A 20605-nucleotide genomic window follows, 5' to 3' on the forward strand; every position below is an offset into this window, starting at 1 on the left:
GGCTTCATAGTCAGTTGATGTTGGTCATGTCTTCTGGCAGGTCGACATTGTGGTAGGTCTTGTAGATCTCACGCAGCTTGCCGTTCGCCAGATTGTCAGCCACCCACTTGTCAAGATAGGCTTTGAAGGCATCCTGGTTCTTGCGGAGGCCGATGCCGAGCGGGAAGGTTTTAAGTGTGAGCTGAGGTTCGATCTGCTTCGACGGGTTGGCGGCGTTGACCGGCGCCAGCAGGGACGGTGCGACCACGTAAACCGACTGCTGGCCGGAAACGACGGCGTTGGTTGCCGTGGCATTATCGTCATAGCGGACAATGGTCACGTCCTTCAGACCTTCGTCGGTGACTGCCTTGGTGATGATCTGGTCGTTGGTCGAGCCACGGGTTACAGCGACTTCCTTGCCTTCAATATCCTTCAATGAGGTGACTTTCAGACCACCCGTCGTGGACACAGCAGCCTGAATGACGGCGTAAGGAGCGGAGAAGTCGACCGTCTTTTTGCGCTCGTCTGTGATCGAAAAGCTGGCGATGACCGCATTGACCTTGTTCGTCATCAGGTAGGGGATGCGGTTTGCGGGTGAAACGGAAACGACCTTAAGTTCAACGCCGAGATCCTTGGCCAGGAGTTCGGCGGCCGCAACGTCCGAGCCTACCTGCTTCATCTGTCCATCGACCATGCCAAACGGGGCTTGGCCCAGGTCAATCCCAATGGTGATCGACTTGTTCTCTTGGATCTTGGCAAGGTCGTCGGCCTTGACGGCGTATGCGCCGGTTCCCAAGGCAATCGTCGCTAGAAAGGCGGTAAGACATGCTGTCAGTTTCATACTCATTTCCTCCGTTGAGTTTTTGGAAAGTGTTGCGGTGCCCCTTCACAGGCCGTTGCCGACGAATTGGGCGAGTTCACGCGTTTGGGGTGCAGACAGCATTGAGCCTGGTCCGCTTTCGTGAATTTTGCCCTCGTGCATGAAAATCACGTTGTTGGCGACGCCGCGGGCGAAAGCCATTTCGTGAGTGACCAGCACCATGGTCATGCCTTCACGGGCAAGGTTTTCCATGACGCGCAGGACTTCGCCGGTCAGTTCCGGGTCAAGCGCTGATGTGACTTCATCGAACAGCATGACCTTTGGACGCATGGCCAGCGAGCGGGCGATCGCCACGCGCTGCTGCTGGCCACCGGAGAGCTGCTCAGGGTAATTGTCGAATTTCTCAAGGAGGCCCACGCGATCGAGCACTTCCCTGGCCGTTTCTTTCGCGTGGGAACGCGACGCCTTTTTCACCCAGCGAGGCGCGAGCATGATGTTCTGACCGACCGTCAGGTGCGGGAAAAGGTTATAGCTCTGGAAGACGATGCCAACGTCGAGATGCAGTTGATGCAGTAACTTGCTGTCGAGCTTGGTGCCAAGTGTGTGCGAACAGATTTCGATCTCGCCGCCATTGATGGTTTCGAGGCCGTTTATGCAGCGCAGGGCAGTGCTTTTCCCCGAACCGCTTCGTCCGATTAGTGCGACCACCGATCCCTGGGCGACCTCGAATGAGATGCCTTTGAGCACCTGCAGGGCTCCAAAGGATTTGGAAACGTTCGTGAGTTTAACGATTGGAGACATTGAGGCGATCCTCCAGCTTGCGGCTCCACCATGCGAGCGGGAAGCACATCAGGAAATAAAGGGCGGCGACGAGCACGAAGACCTGAAAGGGCTGGAACGTCGAGTTGTTGATTAGCTTGCTCGTATAGGTCAGGTCGGCGACACCGATGACCGAAGCAAGCGACGTGTTCTTCACGATCTGCACCATGAAGCCTACTGTGGGGGGCGTTGAGAGACGAAGCGCCTGGGGTACTATGACCAGCCAGAACCGCTGAAGGGAACTGAGCGCCAGACATTCGGCAGCTTCCCACTGGGTCTTGGGGACTGACAAGATGCCACCGCGCCAGATCTCCCCGAAATAGGCGCTGGCGTAGACTGCAATTGCCAGCGAAGCCGCCGCGAAAGGCGCGATGTCAATTCCCAGGAGCGACAGGCCGAAATAAGCCAGCAGCATTTGGATCAGCAGTGGCGTACCTTGGACGATTTGCACGTAAAGGAACGACAGGTAACGCAGCATGCGGTTTTGGGACACGCGTGAAACGGCAATCAGCAGCCCCAGAATACCGCCTGCCGCAAAGGCGACCAGAGACAGGCCCAAGGTCCAGGTTGCGCCGACCAGCAGCGCTTGAATTTGAAAACTTGTAAGCATGGCGGGGCCTTAGAGCGGGCTGCCAAGTCGGCGCAAGCGAGGGAAGGCCAACCGGCCGAGCAGCCAGAAAAAGATGCGCACGGTTGCGGCCAGGAGAATGTAGAGAATTGCCACCACCAGATAGATCTCGAAGGAGCGGAAGGTGATGGAGTCTATCCGTGTTGCGATTGAGGTCAGTTCTTCTGCGGAAATCTGCGAAACGACGCTTGTCGTCAACATGATAAGGATGAACTGACTGGTCAGTGCGGGATAAACGCGCTCGGTTGCTGGCGGCAGAACGATCATTGCCAGAGTCTGCAGCCTCGACAAGCCAAGACAGTTCGCAGCTTCAAGCTGACCCTTGCGGATCGATTCGATGCCTGCCCGCATGATCTCGCAAGTGTAGGCACTTATGTTGATGACGATTGCGAGGATCGCGCAAAAATCAGCGCCGAGCTTCAAGCCGAGTGATGCCAGCCCGAAGTAGATCAGGAACATCTGGATGAGAAGTGGCGTGTTGCGGATCACTTCCACATAGATCGCACAGAGGCGGCGAAGCCAACTGCTTTGAGAGCTCCGCCCAACAGCAAAGAGGGTGCCGACTGCGAAACCGAGCGCGATCGTGATCACCGACATCTTTATTGTCAGCCAGAGGCCGCGAAGAAGTTCGGGCCAGTATTCAGCGAGAAAGCTGAAGTCAAATTGATAGTCCATGGTGCAGGCGCTCCTCCCTTTTGAGCGTCCAATGGGGCTGCCGTGCAAGTGCAGGTCGGGCAGTGGGCAAGCTCCTAGCACCATTTTCATTTGTGTTCAATATGTAAGATGCAATCCCATAATATGGGATTTAATGCGATTATCATGTTGTTGCCGGAAATAAAATCGTGTTATATCCCAACATGAGAGAATCTGTTTCATAGTATGGATATTAAATGAGCGATCAGGCAGGTCAGGGCACTCAATCTTTATCTCGGGCATTTGCTACGCTGAATGCTGTCGCGGCCGGAAAGAGCGACCTGGCATCGATTGGCAAGGAAACCGGCACAACGCGCAGCACGACCCATCGACTGGTCGCATTCCTCCAGAGGGAGGGCTTTATTCGCCACGTCGAGGGACGAGGATATCTGCTTGGCACCCGTTTGATTGAACTGGGAGCCACGGCACTGACGCAAATGCCACTGACTTTCGTCGCGCGGCCTATTTTGGAAAAACTATCCGATGAGACCAGCGATACGATCCACCTGAGCGTACGCGATGGGGACCACGTTATATATGTCGACAAGATACCTGGCCGACGTGGGCTGGAAATGCGCTCGCGGGTGGGGCTTCGCAAACCGATAGCTGTTACCGGTACCGGAAAGGCCCAGATGCTCGATCTTGGCGAAAGCGAATGGGCAAGGCTCTATTCTCTGGCGCAGGCAGAGGTCTTCGGAGATGATCGTCCCCCACCGGGTTTCCTGACCTGGAGCGACTATCTGGCTTCAATGCGTGATTTTTGCCTATCAGGTTACACTTTGGAGATCGAAGAAAACGAAACAGGGATAGGTTGTGTGGCTGCGCCCATTCGCGACGCGCAAGGAAAGATCATCGCTGGTTTGAGTGTGGCGAGCACTCCACCCCATATATCCAGAGCCAGGCTAATCGAGCTTGCGCCGATCGTTCAAGAAAGCGCTGCGGCAATATCCCGCGGTATGGGATACGCCATATGATTAAACTCCCCGTGCGGAGATTTTCCGGCCTTGGATATGCTGACATTCATGACCAGGGCATTGGAGTTCATGCTGGAGTGAACAAAACTGGGATTGTCATATGGCTTCACATACCATGGTTCTCGTTGTCATTTGATGTGATCTGAGCGTTTGAAACGCCCAAAGTAGGTGCGTGCCCAGATCGATCAGCAGATTTTCTTTCGCCGATAGTCCCAAGAGCCAAAACCCAGTCGTCTACCCCATGAGCGGATTGTGTAACCGCGTCCAAAACCATGCCGGAAATCGCGATTTTTCCGGTTTGGTACGGAAACTACGTGTTGGGTACAGGCGCGTTAAGCGCCTTACGATTTGGGGGTCTCGATGTATAACGATGTTTTTTCCGGAAGCCGGGTTTGGGCAAGCCTGGGTAAAATCCTTTTGGCTGGTACAGCACTTGTAGTGTTAAGCCCGGTCGTCCCGGAAATGGCCAAAAAGGCAGTCGCGCAGCAAACGCAGCAACCAATTTCGGTTCCGGCAGGTCCGTTGACGCCAGCACTCAACAGCCTTGCTGCACAAACCGGGTTACAGATTCTCTTCGATGCTTCCATCGCCCAAGGCAAAACGACCTCAGGCGCCAGTGGCAATCTGACTGCTCAACAAGCTCTGGATTCCGTGCTGGTCGGGACAGGTATTGGTGCCAGATTTGCGGGAACCAACCAGGTCACACTTTCTTCTGGATCCAACCTCACAACAGCTCCTGCCGCGGACGGAAGTACCGTGCTTGATGCCATAAAAATTTACGGATCACGCAACGCAACGACGCTTCAAGGTACGACAAGCAGCGTCGGCGTCGTGGACGCTGAAAACCTGGTAGACAGCCAAATACGCACCACCCAGGACACCTACCGTCGCATGGCAAACGTGCTCGACAGCGCCACGGTCAACGCCGGTTTCGTCATCCGCGGCATGAGTTCTGAAGGTCTTGTCCCGTCCGGTGGACCGGCTGGATCGGTCTATGTCGATGGCATCCTCCAGACGCGATACAATGCCCGCTTCGGTGCGCGTAACCTCTGGGATGTTGAGCAGGTTGAGGTCTATCGTGGCCCACAGTCAACGCTTTCCGGCCGTGCAGCCATGACCGGGGCGATTTACATCAAGTCCAAAGATCCGACGTTCGATAAAGAAGTTGAGCTTTCCGGCACGATAGGTAGCGATCATCTCGCAGGCACTGCCTTCATGGTTAATACTCCTGTTATCGATGACCAGATCGCTTTGCGCATATCGGGTGCCTTCGAGCGTTCATATGCCCAGCCCGATTATTCGGATTTCAGGATTTTCGACAATTACGATGAACTGACGACCGATATTAGCGGTGTATTGCGGGCTAAGGTGCTGATCACACCATCAGAAATGCCGGACACCCGCGCACTGTTGACCTATTCTTACTCAAAAGATCGGCCGAACGACGCCCTCGTGGGCCTCTATACGGGCCGCGGCGACTTCAACAATTCCCCGGTAACGTATACGGAGTATCGCTGGACCGAGACGCACAACCTAGGCCTCGAGGTCACACATGATTTCTCAGATACGCTGCGATTCACATCCCAGACGGGTTACCAGTACGGCATCAACAACCGGCGCTCGATCGATTACGGCACTGAGGGTGTGATCAATGGAATCACCGGCGAAGACGATAATTCAATATTCACGCAAGAGTTCCGGTTAAACTACGAAGCCGATAGCTGGAAATGGGTTGCTGGCGTCTACGGTAGCCACGAAGTGTGGGACGGCGCAACGGATATTGTCGCATTCGACCTGTATCAGCAGAGCGATACACAGAACCGCAGAACATCTAACTTCGCTGTCTTCGGTGAAGCGACCTACGAATTTGCACCGACCTGGTTTGCAACACTGGGCGGGCGCCTAGACTATCTGAAAGATAGGGATCACCAGCGAAACTATTTCGGCCTTATCGATCCCTCAGCGGTGCTGACAGGCGATCCATCGTCCCTAAACGAGCTGAATTTTGTGCCAAAGGTTGGCCTTTCCAAGGAGTTCGGTGACAACCAGACGGTTGGCCTTACTTACACGCAGGGCTTTCGTTCAGGTGGCTCCTATTTCGATCGGGTGACCGGTGATCTGGGCACTTACGATCCGGAATACTCTCAGAATGTTGAGCTCTCTTATAAGGGAACGCTTCTTGAGGACCGGCTGACGCTGAACGCCAATCTTTTCTACACGAAGTACGACGATCAGCAGGTTGAAATACGCCCTGATCCATCCATCCCGGGCTATCGCATAACTTCGAACGCTGCAACGTCGCGGGCCTGGGGTTTCGAGATCGAGCCAACTCTTGAGGTCACAGATGAATTTACCGCATTCATGTCTATCGGCTACCTGAACACTAAGTTCATCGATTTCAACCACGCAGCACTTACGCTGCCACAAGACGGTAAGTCGTTCCCGGAAGCTCCAGAATGGAGTGTGGCTTTGGGTGGACGGTATGAGTTCGAAAACGGCGTCTTTGTCGGAGCCGATGCCAAGTACACGACGAGCTACAATTCGCGCTTCGGCACGAATGGCATGTACAAGATAGATCCGCGCTTCATCCTAAATACGCAAACTGGCTTCAAGAAGGACAATTGGGAGGTTATCGCCTTCGTGGAGAACCTCACGGATGAGAAGTATTTCACGATCGTGGATCCTGACTATTCCCTGCCGTTCGGCCAGGCGGGCAAGGGTCGCTCATTCGGACTGAATGTCCGCGTCAAGTTCTGATAACCGCTGTTGTGGGGTGTCGTACCCCACAGCCATTTCAGCCCTAAGAATGAAATGACGTCTGTAATGCGCTTCTGTTTTGCCCTGATTATTTTTCTGATGAACACCTCTTTTTCGCATGCCGCATGCGAAGGCAAAGAGATCAGTGAGGATGTTTACAATGGTCCTCTCTGCATCCCTAAAAATGCGCAGAGGATTGTGACACTTGATCCGCTTATCACTCTAGGCATGCTCCTTGAACTTGGTGCTCCCGTCGTTGCGACGCCTTATATGGCGATCCAGGACGATGGGGTGATGAAGAGTGTTAAAGACCGTAATTTGGTCGACTTGGGCAATCCCAGAGAGCCAAGTCTCGAGAGGGTTGCAGCGCTGAAACCCGATTTGATTATCGGTTCTGCCGAAGCCCATGGACAGATTTACGATACTGCAGCGAAAATCGCCCCTACGGTGCTTTTCAAGCACATGGATTGGAAACAATATCTGCAGCGCTTGTCTGAGGTCGCGGGGCGTGAGGGAACGGCAGACCAGGCGCTACTAGCATATGAGAGGCGCGTCTCCAGCATTCGAGAGCGAATGGCGAAGACTGATCTGACAGTATCGACTGTGCGTTTCGCACCCGGCCGCTTCGTGGTTTTCGTTGATGGACCAGAAGCCTATGCGCCTTTTGCCGTGCTTCACGAAGCCGGAGTGAAACGCACGTCATACGAAACAGTGACAGACGGCACTATCGTGAAGCGTCCGGATTGGGAGGAACTGGCCAGTCTGGACGGCGATATTCTGCTCTATGTTTCGGCCAGCGGCTTTGAGAACGATGAAGACGACAAACTGGAAAAGGATGTCGTGCAAAATCCGCTTTGGCAGCTATTGCCTGCTGTGCAGAGCGGTCGGGCTTATCGGGTCGATCGTGGGCCATGGCAAAGCTTTCACGGTCTTGCGTCGGCACATCGCATTCTTGATGACATTGAACGTCATATTCTGGACAGCCAATGAGGACGGGAGCCCGCACGTTAGTTGGGCGGAGGATGTTGGCTTTGTTTGTGCTGCTGTTCCTGCTGGCGCTAGGCTGTCTTCTGGCCATCAGTGTCGGCACAACGTGGATGCCCGCGAAAACTGTGATTGCTGCACTCGTGCATTTCGACGGGTCGCGTGATCACATCCTGATCATCGCCATCAGGCTTCCACGTGTACTGACCGCAATCATCGCTGGAAGCGCCCTCGCAATGTCAGGCGCCATCATGCAGGCCGTGACCAATAATCCACTTGCCTCACCCGGTCTGCTTGGAATCAACGCCGGCGCTGCATTCGCTGTCGTAACCATGATGACACTAACGGGGTCAGGTAGCGGTTCAAGTTACATATGGTTTGCTTTCGGTGGAGCAGGAGCTGCCGCCGTTGTTGTTTACGCACTCGGTTCCGTGGGCGGTATCGTTCACCATTCCCTTGGTCTTATTCTCGCTGGCGCTGTCGTTACCGCTTTCCTTACGTCATTGACCGGGACGGTGCTGATATTCGATCAGAGCACACTTGATGCCGTACGCCTATGGACGGCTGGATCGGTCTCCGGTCGGACATTGGCTGAGATACTGGATGTCGCCCCCTATGTAACAGTTGCGCTCGCTGCGTCCTTGTTCATCGGCAGGCATTTGACAGCTCTTAGTCTCGGCCCGGACGCTTCCCGCGCGATTGGGCAAAACACCGCGTTGTGGCGTGGTGTGTCTGTCGTCATCGTGATGCTCCTTGCAGGAGGAGCCGTGGCGCTCGCTGGCCCGATTGGCTTTGTCGGCCTTATTGTGCCGCACATTGTTCGCTTCATGGTCGGCGTTGACTACCGCTGGATTTTGCCATTCTGCGCCGTGGGTGGCGCCTTCCTCGTGGTGATAGCCGACATGATGGGACGCACCTTGTTCGCGAGCCAGAGTTTTCCGGTTGGAGTGACGATTGCGCTGGTCGGCGCACCGTTCTTTCTGTGGCTTGCACGGACAAGGGTGAGGGCGGAAACGTGATCCGGGTCATTTCCGTATTTACGTTGCTGCTGACACTCCTCATTGCCGCAAGCCTTACCTTCGGCGACATCTCCATCTCATGGCGTGCAGTTTTTGACGTGCTATCCGGGAGTATCGATGCCAGCCAACAAGACGTGATGATTGTTCTTGAACTGCGACTGCCGCGTGTTCTTCTTGGCATCCTTGTTGGAACGGCGCTTGCAACAGCAGGCACGATCACGATTGCCGTCCTGCGTAATCCTCTAGCGGAACCTGGAGTCCTTGGAATTAATGGCGGCGCCGCTGCTGCGGCGATGGCGGTTATCGTTCTGATGCAGGACCCGCCTGTATTTTTATTACAGGTCGCGGGATTTTGTGGCGCAACCATTATGGCAGGGACTGTTTTTCTCTTCTCATGGCGTGGTGGAACATCATCCCTAAGGATCATCCTGATTGGCGTGGGATTGGGTGCGCTTGCCAGTGCGGTCACTACTTTCCTGTCTGCCTTCGGTGAGATTGGTGATGTACAGCGCGCGATGATCTGGGTTTCTGGAAGTGTCTATGACGCCAATATGCTCAAGGTTCGGCTGTTATCGCTTTGGCTCGTCCTGCCGATCATACTGACGTTTCTTCTGTCGTCCGAACTGGATCTCATCCGCTTTGGTGACAACGCCGCACGAAGCCTGGGCCAGCCGGTTGATAAAATGCGCGGTCTTTTGATCTTTATCTGCGTAATGATTTGTGGCGCAGCGGTTGCAGTGTCTGGACTGATCGGGTTCGTCGGGCTGATAGGACCCCACATTGCCACCCGCCTGGTCGGTCCAGCACACTACAGAATTATACCTGTGGCAGCCCTCGTCGGAGCTTGCCTTGTAACATCGGCGGATCTGGTGGGCCGCGTGATCATAGCGCCAGCACAACTGCCTGCGGGCATTGTCACAGGCCTCATCGGAGCACCATTTTTTGCCTACTTGATCTGGGGACGCCGCCATGACCGTGGATGAGAAAACGCCGCCTGCCAAGCTGGCTGGATTTGATGTCCATATTGCATATGGAAAACGCTACGTTGTCGAGAATTTTGATCTCGCCGTGCCGCCGCGCCGTTTCACTGCTTTGATAGGGCCGAACGGGAGTGGCAAATCCACTATTCTGCGTACGTTCGCGGGCCTTATGCCTGCGACAACTGGCACTTTGCTCCTGGATGGTCACAACATCTCTCAGCTCTCTACGAGGGAGACGGCACGGCGCATCGGTGTTCTTTTGCAAGGACCGGTCGCACCGGAGGGGCTTACTGTCACTGATCTTGTCGAGCAAGGACGCTATCCCCACCGGTCTTTATTTGCGCGGTGGTCCAGCGAAGATCAGTCTGCCTGCGAAGAGGCGCTGACACTTACCGGTATAACCGACCTTGCCGATCGTTCCTTGGACAGCCTGTCGGGCGGACAAAGACAACGCGCATGGATTGCCATGACACTCGCCCAGCAAAGTGAAGTCCTTCTACTCGATGAACCGACAACCTATCTCGACCTTGAACATCAGATCGAATTGATGAAACTCGTGACGATGCTTGTTGAACGCCAGGGCAAGACCATTGTTGCCGTTTTGCATGACATCAACCAGGCCGCCCGCTATGCCCACAACATCGTCATCCTCAAGGCTGGGCGCATCATAGCGTCCGGAAATCCGGCAGAGGTTATTTCTGCCAAGACAATCACTGAGGTGTTCAACGTAGACACTATGATCATGCGCGATCCGGTTGCCGGAACACCGCTGTGCATACCGCTATAAGGCGACCGTCAATGTTGCGGCTTCATGATGGGTGATGGAAATATCACACCACTGCAATATTTTCAGATGTCTGGGCATGGTCAGCGCTGTCTGATCGGAACAGGTCAAATGAAAATCGACCAACAAAATCAGGCATAAAGATGAATTTTAATGTCATGATTTAAGGCGCGTAGAAATTCGTACTGATGGATTGTTTTAACTTGTTGTCCTTGCACGATTTTTTCTGAACCTGTAGCGTTCAGAACAATAGGACATGATGCCGTCCTGACAATATTGTTGCTTTGGGAAACGAGTATTATGTCGAGCTCTTCCACTTCACGGATGTCTTGGGACAGTCTTGATGGCAGTGATTTGCTGAACAGAGCAATCGAAGAGCACTATGCCGATATCACTGGTGCCGTGCTGCGCCGCGGGCATCCGCGCTCGACGGCTCAGGACGTTGTTCACGATCTTTACATCAAGCTATCTACTAAGCCGGAGGTCCTTCGCAACAAGCGCTCTGTGAAGGCCTTCCTTTGCCGAGCGGCCATCAATCTCGGTTTTGATAGACTTCGTCGTGAAAACATCGAGGCACGGTTGTTTTCAGGCTCCGAAAAGGAGGCTTTGGCGGTCGCCAGCGCCGCACCAGCTCCTGACCACGTCCTGCAGATCGAAGCGCGCGTTGCCATATTGCGTGATGCAATCGCCGATCTGCCGCAGCGACGACGCGTTGTCTTTATCCTGCACCGGCTTCATCATCTGACACCGGACCAGATCTCCGTGAAGCTCAACATTTCACGAAACATGGTGGACCGACATTTGCGACGTGCCTTTGCGCACTGCCTTGATCGCCTCTTGCAAGTCTAGCCCGCTTCACCTGATCCCCGAAATGTTCTAAATGAGCCGTAGTCCCAATTCGGTATAGCCAAGCGTCTATACGATAGAGGACACAGGCTGGAGAGGGATATGCCAGGCAACCGGGCGAAAGATGCCCAACGAAAACGCAACCGGGAGGCTGCGGACTGGATTTTGCGTAACAGCGACCCCCGCCAACCAGCGGAAGAAAAGTCGCGTTTTCAGGCATGGCTAAACGCCGATCCGCAAAACTGTCGAACATACAATGCGGCCGAACAGCTTCTGGGTGATGCCCAAACTGCCATTCAGTCTGATACCGCGCTTTCCAACATTCGTATAAAACCCCGCAGTCCTGTCAAACCTGTCGTCATAGCGCTGTTTTTTCTCGCCATTGCTGGCGCCACATTCCTCTCGCTTGATGGCCCCATCAGAATGCAGGCGGATGTCGTTGCAGGCGTCGATGAAATGCCAGTCGTCACATTACAGGATGGATCGACGGTTCAACTTAACTCCTCATCAGCCATCGCAGTCGATTTTACTCCAGAGCGACGTGTCGTGCGGCTCCTGCGCGGCCAGGCCTATTTCGAGGTTGCCCATGCACCGGAACGCCCGTTCAGCGTCGATGCAGGCCCAGCCCGGGTGACGGCTCTAGGCACCGCCTTTGACGTACGTTACAGCGACACCGACCTGCAGGTGAGCGTCACAGAAAGTGCTGTGATGATTGAACCGGACGTGGGCAATTCCGGCTCCCTTCAGATTCACGAAGGTGAACAAGCGCTTGTGGACCGCCGGAGCGGTAGCTCCGTTGTTCAGCGTGTTGATAGCAATGTTGCACTATCTTGGCGGCGTGGCCAGATCGCCGTCGATAATGCGCCGCTCTTCAAAGTCGTCGAGGAAATCGGTCGTCATTTCCCCGGCAGGATTGTCATTGCGGGCGATACAGTCGCTAATCGCCGGATCAGCGGAACGATCAATGTCACGGATACGGAAGCTGCTCTATCCTTCCTTCGCGCAGCACTAGGCGTAAAAACAACTCGGGTAGGACCCTTGATACTAATCCGTTCCTGAGGATGGCTGTAGCGATATTGTTTTGAGAAGCCTGCGCCAAAAGCAATGCTGCTCAGAGTTACCGACCAACGGTTGTCCTAGGGGCATTCGTAGAAATTGGCCTTAATCAGAAGCAGGACATTTCAGCTTTGACGCCGGGAGAGTTCGTATCGCATGTATGAGGCTAAGCAGAGTGTGTGTTATCTATTTTATATCCCGCTGACATAATCACGTCCCAATAATACCTTTGGCCTGCATTCTTCCTCATGGCGAAAGACGGCGCAAGAAACCTCAAAACGAACTCAGATTTGGCAGCCTTTCGCCTAAATCCTATCAGCAAACAGCCGGTCGAGTTCCCGCGCCAACTGATCTTGGGTGTAGGGTTTTCCAAGCCGCGCCACGTCAAGGTTCACTCCAGGTGGCAACTCGGCATAGCCGGACGCAATAAGTATCGGAAGATCTGGAACTATATCCCGAACAGCAATTGCCAGCTCTCCACCGGTCATTCCCGGCATGGAATAGTCCGTGATGAGAAGGTCGAACTCGGACCCGTCGCCCAGGCGCTGAAGTGCCTCGTTTCCCGAATAGGCTTCCACCACGTCATGACCAAGGTCCGTCAACATGTCAGCTGAACTCATGGCAATGAGTGCATCGTCGTCCACAAGCAAAATTCTTTTCGGCCCTTTGGCTTTCTGCGCTATCTCAATCGGCATATCAATCACCCCGGTTTCAGTTGCCGCGCCGGATGTGGATACCGGTATCCATAGTTCCGCCTTTGTCCCGCGCTGCAACTCACTTGTCAGCTTGAGATCACCTTTCAGCTGGGACGCCAGGCCATGGATCATCGAAAGGCCAAGGCCGGTGCCCTTTCCGAGCTCCTTGGTGGAGAAAAACGGCTCGACAGCTTTTCTAAGTGTTTCACTATCCATGCCCTGACCTTGGTCAACAACCGAAAGGACGACGTAATGGCCGGCGGCAAGCTCACCTTCCGGCCTGGACTGATGAACCTCGTCCAGCCCAATGCGGATCTCGCCTCCGTCTGGCATTGCGTCACGAGCGTTGACAACGAGATTGAGGAGCGCCAGTTCAATCTGGTTTGCATCTGCCGAGACCAGAGGAAGATGAGGCGGCACATGCGTTTCAATCACCACATTTGCGCCAACCGAGCGTTTCAGCAGATCTTCCATTCCCATTATCAGCGCTCGCATGTCGACCGGGTCGATACGGAGGTCCTGTTTGCGCGAGAAAGCCAGTAACCGCTGGGTGAGCGATGCACCGCGCTTTGCGCCCTGCTGGGCTCCGTCTATGAGACGAATCGCCTTGTTATCCTCTCCAACGTACTTTCGCAGGAGTTCAAGATTGCCAAGTACGGCCATCAGGAGGTTATTGAAATCGTGCGCCACGCCTCCAGTAAGTTGGCCGATCGCCTCCATCTTCTGAGCCTGGCGAAGTTGTTGCTCGGCGCTCTCCCGTTGGTTCACCTCTGCCATCATTCTGGCGTGGGTCTCTTCCAGTTTACGGGTCCGTTCTGCAACGCGCTCTTCAAGAACCTCGTTCAGTTGTCGCTGGTGCTCTTCCGCTTTCAGTCGTGCGGTGATGTCGGCCGAGACGCCGACGAGCTTTATGGCCTTACCTTCGCGGTCTCTGTAGAGCTGGGCGCGGATCTCGGCCCAATGGACAGAGCCGTCACTCCAGATCGTGCGGTATTCTATGGCGTAGTCGGCGCCGGTTTCAATCGTCGTTCGAACGGCGAACTGCATCCGGTCGACATCCTCAGGATGGATACTGGCCAACAGATCCGTGTAGGAGAACTCCTCGGTGGCATTGCGACCGAATATTGATCGAAAGGTCGTCGAAGTGATCAGTTCGCCGGTTGCAAGATCGAATTCCCACGCGCCCAGTCTGCCGGCACTGAGGGCCGTTTGAAGACGTCTCTCGCCTTCATCAAGAGCCTCTATTCTAGCTCGGGCATCGAATTGGCGGCGACGGCCCCGCATGGCGGATCGCGCAACGCTTATGAAGGTGGTTGGATGAAATGGCCGTTCAATGAAGCTCACGTTGCCCAGGACTTCAGATAATCTTGCCGCCGCCGGATTGCGTTCAGGTCCACCACCACGGTTCGTGAGGATGACGAACGGAAGGTCAGACCAACTCGGCTGTGCCTCGATCCACGCGGAAAAACCTCTCAGATCGGCAGACCGAAAAGCCTCCTCTGTCACAACTGCGAAAGCGATGTCGTCACTCAACTTCGCCACAAACGACGCAATATCACTCACTGCGGTGGCGGCCACCCCAGCTTCTTTCAGGAGCGAAACTGCAATCTCCGCGTCACGGCCGATAGGAGCGTAAACCAGGGCGCTTGTGTCGCTATTAGGAATTGTCGCTACCCTCACCGGTCATTGGAAGAAGAGGGTTTTGATCCCCCACAAAGTTAGGGACGCCACGCAGAATTCCCTGAAAGGCCGAAAGCGGCTCGCCGAGCGTTAGTCCTCCACCGGATATTTTAAATTCACGAATAGTATCTTCGTGTGGCCCGGTGCGTTTCTTGATCACCGATACTGCGCGCCGAACTTTTCCCAGTGCCTCGAAATACCTCAGAAGAATGACGCTGTCTGCAAGATAGGTAACGTCAACAGGCGATTTCATGTCGCCGACCAGACCATGCTGCGCGACCGTCAAAAAGGTATTTGCACCCTGCCTGTTGAGGTATTGCAAAAGTTCATGCATGTGCAGGATGAGAGCATTCTCTTCCGGCATCGCAGCTTGATAGCCATTAATGCTGTCGATTACGACCGTCTTGGCTTCATAGGTTGAAACCCGGTCACGAACACGCTGCGCAAATTCACCCGGTGACAGTTCGGCGGCATCCAGTTGCTCTATGTGGATATGGCCCTGTGCGTGCAGTGTTTCCAGGTCGATACCCATGGTCTTGGTACGGGCATAAAGCAGGCCAAGCTCCTCATCAAAGATAAAGATCGCGGCTTTTTCCCCTCGCTGGATTGCAGCGTTCACAAACTGCAGGGCGAACAAGCTTTTGCCGGTGCCTGCCGGCCCGATAAGCAGTGTGCTGGACCCGCGCTCGATGCCTCCGCCAAGGAGATCGTCGAACTCGGGAAGACCGCTGGATAAGGTGGTTCGCTCGAAACCGGTCTTGTGCTCAATTGCACGAAGCCGCGGAAACACCGAAACGCCGCCGGTCTTGATGACGAAATCATGATAGCCACCACGGAACGACTGTCCGCGATATTTTATCACCCTCAGGCGACGACGTTCAGAACCGTAATCTGGAGCCAGTTGTTCGAGATAGATCACGCCATGGACAACGCTGTGCACAGTCTTGTCGAAATTTTCCGACGTCATGTCGTCTAGCAACAGGACGGTGGCATCCGAACGTGAAAAGAAGTGTTTCAAAGCAAGTATCTGTCGGCGGTAGCGCAGCGAACTTTGTGCCAGCAAGCGGATTTCGGAAAGACTGTCTATTACGACGCGCTGAGGCTTGATGCGATCAAACGCCTCGAAAATCATTCTTGTGGTTTCACCGAGCTCGAGATCCGAGGAATAGAGCAGACTTTGCTGTTGGTCGGCGTCGAGAAGGCTTTCTGGCGGTACGAGTTCAAAGATTTCGATCTCGCTACCGATTTCCATACCATGTGATTTTGCGCAATCACGCAGCTCTTCGTTCGTCTCCGATAGGCTTATGTAAAGACAGCGCTCGCCGAGTTTTGCGCCTTCGATGAGGAACTGCAGGGCGATTGTCGTTTTGCCCGTCCCCGGAGATCCCTCTAAGAGGAACACGTGCCTGCGAGTTAAGCCACCGGAAAGAACATCATCCAATCCCTGCACGCCTGTTCTAGCGCTCTGACTTAAAATCTCGTCCATGTTTCCTCCGCACTTCCTAAAATACTTAGATACAGGTCTTAAGAGAATCAAGGCTCGAGGAGCAATCTGGTTTGAGGACTTGGAGATAATGGACCTTAAGCTAAGACAAAAACCGTGCTGTTTTATCGCTATGAAGTCTGGTGGATAGCCTTGTCCTTTGACTGCTCAATGGCTGCTGTTAGGAGAACGCCCGTTTGGCGCTTCGGGTCGAGCGCGGCCATCACTGCGGATTGTTAGACGACGGCGTTGGGTTAACGAGATGGCCCACGTTCAGAGCCCTGGTTTGTCATAAGCTCATCGAGTTCGTTGCGACTTGGGATCGGCGGAACGGCTGTCATATGGGGTACTGCTGCTCGATGCTGGTGCGGCGTTGTTGTAATCGCTCGCATCCTACCGTACGGATTTATGCTTTGATTGCTCCATTGCTTCAGGCAAGGAGATGTCGTGTCGCCTCGACACAATCGAATTCGGAGCCACACATTCCACGCTCAAACGAAATGTGTGGCATCTCTAGGTTTTGCGTTGGGGACGCAGCCCGCATAACGCGGTTCAGGTTCAGGTTCAGGTTCAGGTTCAGGTTCAGGTTCAGCTCAGCATTGGTTCATGTTCAGTTGGCTGATCATATTGTTATAGTTCTGGAGGAGGGAGCTTGCGTCCTGCTGCTCCCGCGACTGCATTAGCTGGAACTGGGAGCCTTGCTGCTTGTCCTTTTCATACGAGCCGTCTTCTGTCCTGTGGATGATCTGCCTGCCGACGGAGAGATAGGCATTGGCATTGGACATGATGGCCGGGCAACCCGTGCTGTTTTGGTCCCGCACCTTGCGATCATAGCCTGATGCCATAGTGGCGAACGCGTCGAGCGCCGCCTTGAACACGTCCTTGCTGTCACCAAAACCCTCGCCAGTCAGGAAACTAGAGGCCTGGTCGATGCTGTCCTTGATATGATAGACCATGCCGATCCGGAAATAGGCGAGCGTGTCCTTTTCCGTCTCGTCAAATTCCAACTTGATGCGGGCGCGGTCCTTTGCCTCGATCGCTTTGGCGTAATTCATCTGGGCCTTTGCCAGGGTTTCCATGGCGGAGATATAGGCGGGTTGAATCTCGCGTCCATGCGCGCCCTTATCGCTCAGATAGGTCTTGGCCTCGATGTAATTGTCCAGGTCGCGATCAAGAGGGATGGCCTTGTCCAACGCATCGCTATAGGTCTGCGCCGAAACGTCAAGTTCGGCCATGTCGGGTTTCAAGGCCCGCGCTTTGTCCAGATTCTCCTTGACCCGGCTCATCGTCGACGATGAAGGGAAAAGGAGGTCGTCATTCTCTTCCTTGCCGTCAAGTACAGGCTGAATATAGCGCTGATATGTTGCCAGATCCTCGGCGTAAGGTCGGTGCACCGAATTGGCAACCTCGACATAGGCGTTGTATTTTTGAACTTCTGACTGTTCGCTGGAGGTTTGTGTCTCGCGCGCACGGTCTGTCTGGCTGGAGGTGTTGTCATCACACGCCGACAGAATGAGCAGGGCTGCTGCAATGGCGAAAAAGGGAGACAGGGGGTTAAAGTTCTGATTTTGTTTCATTTGCGTCCTCATTTCATCTCTGAGGAGATCGTCACTTCCAAGCTGCAAAGACATCAAATTGCAAACAAGATTTCAGGATCCCGTTCAGGTCAAAGCGCCTGTTGGGTATCGGTGGTACAAGGCACTAAGACGGGGAGCCTTTTGGCGTGATTTAGGGGTGGAGGCAAGCCCAGCGGACGTTTCACCTGCCTTTCGCCAGGAACGCCACTGGCGTCCATGGCTGCTCCGACCAATCGAGCCGCGATGTGTACGCGCTCAAACTCCATACAGAATTAAGCGCCTGCTATCTGCACAACGCAGCCGCGAGGCGCCACGTTATCGCACGCCGCCCGGCATCGGTGTGACGTTGCATTTGCGTGCGCGCAGATCATGTTACCAAAGCACAGCGGGATCGGGGCGCGCTTATATCGCTTCAATGGCACAATTTGTCGTCGGTGACAGAGGCATCCTGCCCCACTTTTCAACGTGTAAGCTTGTGGTATTAGCATCACAAAGCCTGCATAGGCCATTGATAACCTTAGTCCGGCCCGGTAGTTCTGAAAATAGTGAGTGGCATCTGTCAGAAGAGATTTACGATGAGCGCATCAAGGTCGCAGCCTGAATGGAGTGCAGACGAGCTTAGACGGGCTATTAAGTCGGCGGGGGTGGCGCTTTGGACCTGGATGCTGGACGACGATACGTTCGTCATGGACACCAAGGCATACGAACTTTGGGACATACCAGCAGAGACGGATCTCAGCTTTGAGCATCTTTCAGCTAAGGTCCATCCTGCGGACAGAGACCGCGTCAGGGCGGCATTTGTTGCCACTCGTGCGATTGATGGGCCCTTTGAAATCGATTTCCGCATCCTCACGACCGCCTCTGATGTCCGATGGATCTCCGCGCGTGGCCAGGGGAACGACGGCGATACGGCAACAAAAAAAACGACTGGAATTTTTCTTGACGTAACGGGGCGCAAGCAGGCGGAGGAAAGCCATGAGCTGCTCGCCGGTGAGATGAGCCACCGCGTTAAGAACCTGCTCGCTTTGGCTTCCGGCCTCACGAGCATCACGTCGCGTTCAACTGAAACGAAGGAGGAGATGGCAAAGCAGTTGACGCAGCGCCTTACCGCACTCGGACGCGCCCATGAGCTTGTCCGCCCGCTTCCGGATGGTCAGGGGCGCGCGGCTTTGCTGGGCGATCTGTTTAGTGTGCTGTTGGCGCCATACGACGACCATGGCGCTTTCGCTGGGCGTATCCGCGTTGCAGTTCCACGCATGGGGCTTGGGGAGAGGGCCGCGACAAGTCTTGCGCTCATCATTCACGAACTGGCAACGAACTCGCTGAAGTATGGTGCCCTTTCAAACGAAACGGGGTCCCTCGACATTTCCGGGGCATCAGCCAAAGACGACATCGAGATCGTTTGGAGCGAGCACGGCTGTGATGGTGTCGGTGCGGCGAAGACTGCCGAAGGCTACGGCAGCAAATTGCTGCATCGAACCGTCTCAGGGCAGCTGGGAGGGTCAATTGACTTTAACTGGGTTGAAGGGGGAGTTGTCGTGACGCTCCGGTTAAAGGAAAGTCGGCTAACAGCCTGAATGTGAAACGGTTGGTCATACCAACTGGCTAACGGTATCTTCTCGCCTAGGGGGTGCCGTTGTTGGAGAATGACCGTCCGTTAAGTGAGTTTTGAAACAGACTGGCGGGTGGAAAAATTGTTAGCGACAAACTTGTTTTAAGCGCGTCGTCACTGTGATGGCTCTTCATGGAAACAGGCGAACCGCTTGCGATGATCAAACCTTGTCATAAGTGAAGGACGTCAAAAGCGTCGTGACGAAGTTGCTGGCCTTTTCCTTGACAAGGACTTCCGTCCATTCATCAGTCCCGCGAAGCATCAGTCCGGTGTAGATGCTGTCGACGGCCGCCTCTTCAACTCTCTTGATATGCGCTTGGAAGGACGCCTCATCCCCTGACTTGTACAGGTCTCGAACGACCATCCGCAGAATTTCCTGCACGGCAATCTGCCAAGCCGTGTTGATTGCCTGAAGTTCGTTGGCTTGGTTCGTCATCGAGAACTCCTGTTATTGCGGCCACTGGCCACCTGGGCCACCCGCGCAGTTGCGGTGTCATCAGGCAAAAAAAAGGCCAGGCAACTTGCCTGACCTCAGTAGGTATTGTGCTTTCAACAGTGCCAGTACATCCGTGGTCAAAGGAAAGCAGATACCGATTTAAGCAGCCTGAAGATTGCAAGCCGACATTTTGCCGGACTTGTTGTCGCGCTCCAGATCGTAGCTGAGCTTCTGGCCTTCGACGATTTCGCGCATTCCGGCGCGCTCGACGGCAGAGATGTGAACGAACGCGTCAGCGCTACCGTTGTCAGGCTGGATGAAGCCGAAGCCCTTGGTGGAATTAAACCATTTAACTGTGCCGGTGATCATAATGAACCCTTTCATAGCAATATAGATGACCTCAGCGCGACTGCGCTGCGGATGATGATAACGATTGTTTTAAAGGGAGGGTTCGTTGAAAGCGCGGTGCTAATCGCGCGGTAACCAAAGCTCAGCAAGAAAATATCGATAATGGATAGATACTGGATCTAAATCGGATTGTCAACTTTTAGTTTTGAGAGCATTTCCGCACATCTACCTAAGGATGTATTCTCGCCCAGCGCACGCTTCCTGACCATTCACGCTGGCTGGCAAAGTTCCACGCGGCGGTTCAGATATACCAGAGTAGCTGGTGCCTCTCGAGCAGGTTTGCTGGCAGAGGAAAAAATACGCACGCATTTTGGACACCAGGCGAAACATCTATAGAAAATGACTTTGTCCGGCCGGCTCTTCGACTTATGCCGT

General features: G+C 54.4%; 18 protein-coding genes. 9 read left to right on the forward strand and 9 right to left on the reverse strand.

The features are described 5' to 3' along the window. Positions 1-10: 10 nt before the first annotated feature. The 4 genes from PYL13_RS23030 to PYL13_RS23045 are packed head-to-tail and all read right to left on the reverse strand — an operon-like array spanning position 11 to position 2921. Positions 11-820, reverse strand: coding sequence for a transporter substrate-binding domain-containing protein (locus tag PYL13_RS23030; RefSeq protein ID WP_259149663.1), 810 nt, complete (start codon positions 818-820; stop codon positions 11-13). 45 nt (positions 821-865) lie between these two features. Then, complete coding sequence (locus tag PYL13_RS23035) at positions 866-1600, reverse strand: amino acid ABC transporter ATP-binding protein (RefSeq protein WP_275643003.1); 735 nt, start codon at positions 1598-1600, stop codon at positions 866-868. After that, positions 1584-2228 carry an amino acid ABC transporter permease gene (locus PYL13_RS23040; protein WP_192490066.1) on the reverse strand — a complete coding sequence of 215 codons (645 nt, stop codon included), beginning with the start codon at positions 2226-2228 and terminating at the stop codon, positions 1584-1586. Before PYL13_RS23040 ends, PYL13_RS23035 begins: the two co-directional genes overlap by 17 nt. A gap of 9 nt (positions 2229-2237) precedes the next feature. After that, entirely contained in the window at positions 2238-2921 is a 684-nt protein-coding gene (locus PYL13_RS23045; RefSeq protein ID WP_275643004.1) for an amino acid ABC transporter permease, read from the reverse strand. Positions 2922-3136: 215 nt separating this feature from the next. Here PYL13_RS23045 and PYL13_RS23050 point away from each other — a divergent pair, with 215 nt between their 5' ends. The 8 genes from PYL13_RS23050 to PYL13_RS23085 all read left to right on the forward strand — a co-directional run bounded on the left by PYL13_RS23050 (position 3137) and on the right by PYL13_RS23085 (position 12342). Beyond that, the gene (locus tag PYL13_RS23050; RefSeq protein ID WP_275643005.1) at positions 3137-3913 is read left to right on the forward strand and encodes an IclR family transcriptional regulator; all 777 of its coding nucleotides are present in this window, start codon (positions 3137-3139) and stop codon (positions 3911-3913) included. Positions 3914-4273: 360 nt separating this feature from the next. Continuing rightward, the gene (locus tag PYL13_RS23055) at positions 4274-6670 is read left to right on the forward strand and encodes a TonB-dependent receptor domain-containing protein (protein ID WP_275643006.1); all 2397 of its coding nucleotides are present in this window, start codon (positions 4274-4276) and stop codon (positions 6668-6670) included. A gap of 54 nt (positions 6671-6724) precedes the next feature. Continuing rightward, on the forward strand, positions 6725-7660 hold the full coding sequence (locus tag PYL13_RS23060) for an iron-siderophore ABC transporter substrate-binding protein (RefSeq protein WP_275643007.1): 936 nt from the start codon (positions 6725-6727) through the stop codon (positions 7658-7660). Between the two features lie 32 nt (positions 7661-7692). Beyond that, on the forward strand, positions 7693-8673 hold the full coding sequence (locus PYL13_RS23065; protein ID WP_275643008.1) for a FecCD family ABC transporter permease: 981 nt from the start codon (positions 7693-7695) through the stop codon (positions 8671-8673). Then, positions 8670-9656, forward strand: coding sequence for a FecCD family ABC transporter permease (locus PYL13_RS23070; protein ID WP_275643009.1), 987 nt, complete (start codon positions 8670-8672; stop codon positions 9654-9656). Before PYL13_RS23065 ends, PYL13_RS23070 begins: the two co-directional genes overlap by 4 nt. Next, entirely contained in the window at positions 9643-10440 is a 798-nt protein-coding gene (locus PYL13_RS23075; RefSeq protein WP_275643010.1) for an ABC transporter ATP-binding protein, read from the forward strand. The genes PYL13_RS23070 and PYL13_RS23075 overlap by 14 nt, the downstream gene beginning before the upstream one ends. Positions 10441-10737: 297 nt before the next feature. Continuing rightward, positions 10738-11286 carry an RNA polymerase sigma factor gene (locus PYL13_RS23080; RefSeq protein ID WP_275643011.1) on the forward strand — a complete coding sequence of 183 codons (549 nt, stop codon included), beginning with the start codon at positions 10738-10740 and terminating at the stop codon, positions 11284-11286. A 99-nt stretch (positions 11287-11385) separates the two neighbouring features. After that, on the forward strand, positions 11386-12342 hold the full coding sequence (locus PYL13_RS23085) for a FecR family protein (RefSeq protein ID WP_275643012.1): 957 nt from the start codon (positions 11386-11388) through the stop codon (positions 12340-12342). 302 nt (positions 12343-12644) lie between these two features. Here the strand turns inward: PYL13_RS23085 and PYL13_RS23090 are convergent, their stop codons facing one another. From PYL13_RS23090 to PYL13_RS23100, 3 genes are all read right to left on the reverse strand, one after another. Further along, positions 12645-14714: an ATP-binding protein gene (locus PYL13_RS23090; protein WP_275643013.1), complete on the reverse strand. Its 2070-nt coding sequence runs from the start codon at positions 14712-14714 to the stop codon at positions 12645-12647. Further along, positions 14692-16200 carry an ATPase domain-containing protein gene (locus PYL13_RS23095; RefSeq protein ID WP_250984879.1) on the reverse strand — a complete coding sequence of 503 codons (1509 nt, stop codon included), beginning with the start codon at positions 16198-16200 and terminating at the stop codon, positions 14692-14694. The genes PYL13_RS23090 and PYL13_RS23095 overlap by 23 nt, the downstream gene beginning before the upstream one ends. A 590-nt stretch (positions 16201-16790) precedes the next feature. Next, positions 16791-17828, reverse strand: coding sequence for a YiiG family protein (locus PYL13_RS23100; RefSeq protein WP_275643014.1), 1038 nt, complete (start codon positions 17826-17828; stop codon positions 16791-16793). 521 nt (positions 17829-18349) lie between these two features. Here PYL13_RS23100 and PYL13_RS23105 point away from each other — a divergent pair. Next, positions 18350-19351 (forward strand): sensor histidine kinase, encoded by a 1002-nt coding sequence (locus PYL13_RS23105; protein ID WP_275643015.1) that lies wholly within the window; start codon positions 18350-18352, stop codon positions 19349-19351. Positions 19352-19546: 195 nt separating this feature from the next. Here the strand turns inward: PYL13_RS23105 and PYL13_RS23110 are convergent, their stop codons facing one another. Together PYL13_RS23110 and PYL13_RS23115 are read right to left on the reverse strand one after the other, a co-directional pair. Then, complete coding sequence (locus PYL13_RS23110) at positions 19547-19822, reverse strand: hypothetical protein (RefSeq protein WP_192490078.1); 276 nt, start codon at positions 19820-19822, stop codon at positions 19547-19549. Between the two features lie 159 nt (positions 19823-19981). Beyond that, positions 19982-20191 carry a cold-shock protein gene (locus PYL13_RS23115; RefSeq protein WP_192490079.1) on the reverse strand — a complete coding sequence of 70 codons (210 nt, stop codon included), beginning with the start codon at positions 20189-20191 and terminating at the stop codon, positions 19982-19984. Between the last annotated feature and the right edge of the window lie 414 nt (positions 20192-20605).

The organism is Agrobacterium sp. Azo12 (assembly GCF_029193765.2).
Taxonomy (GTDB): domain Bacteria; phylum Pseudomonadota; class Alphaproteobacteria; order Rhizobiales; family Rhizobiaceae; genus Agrobacterium.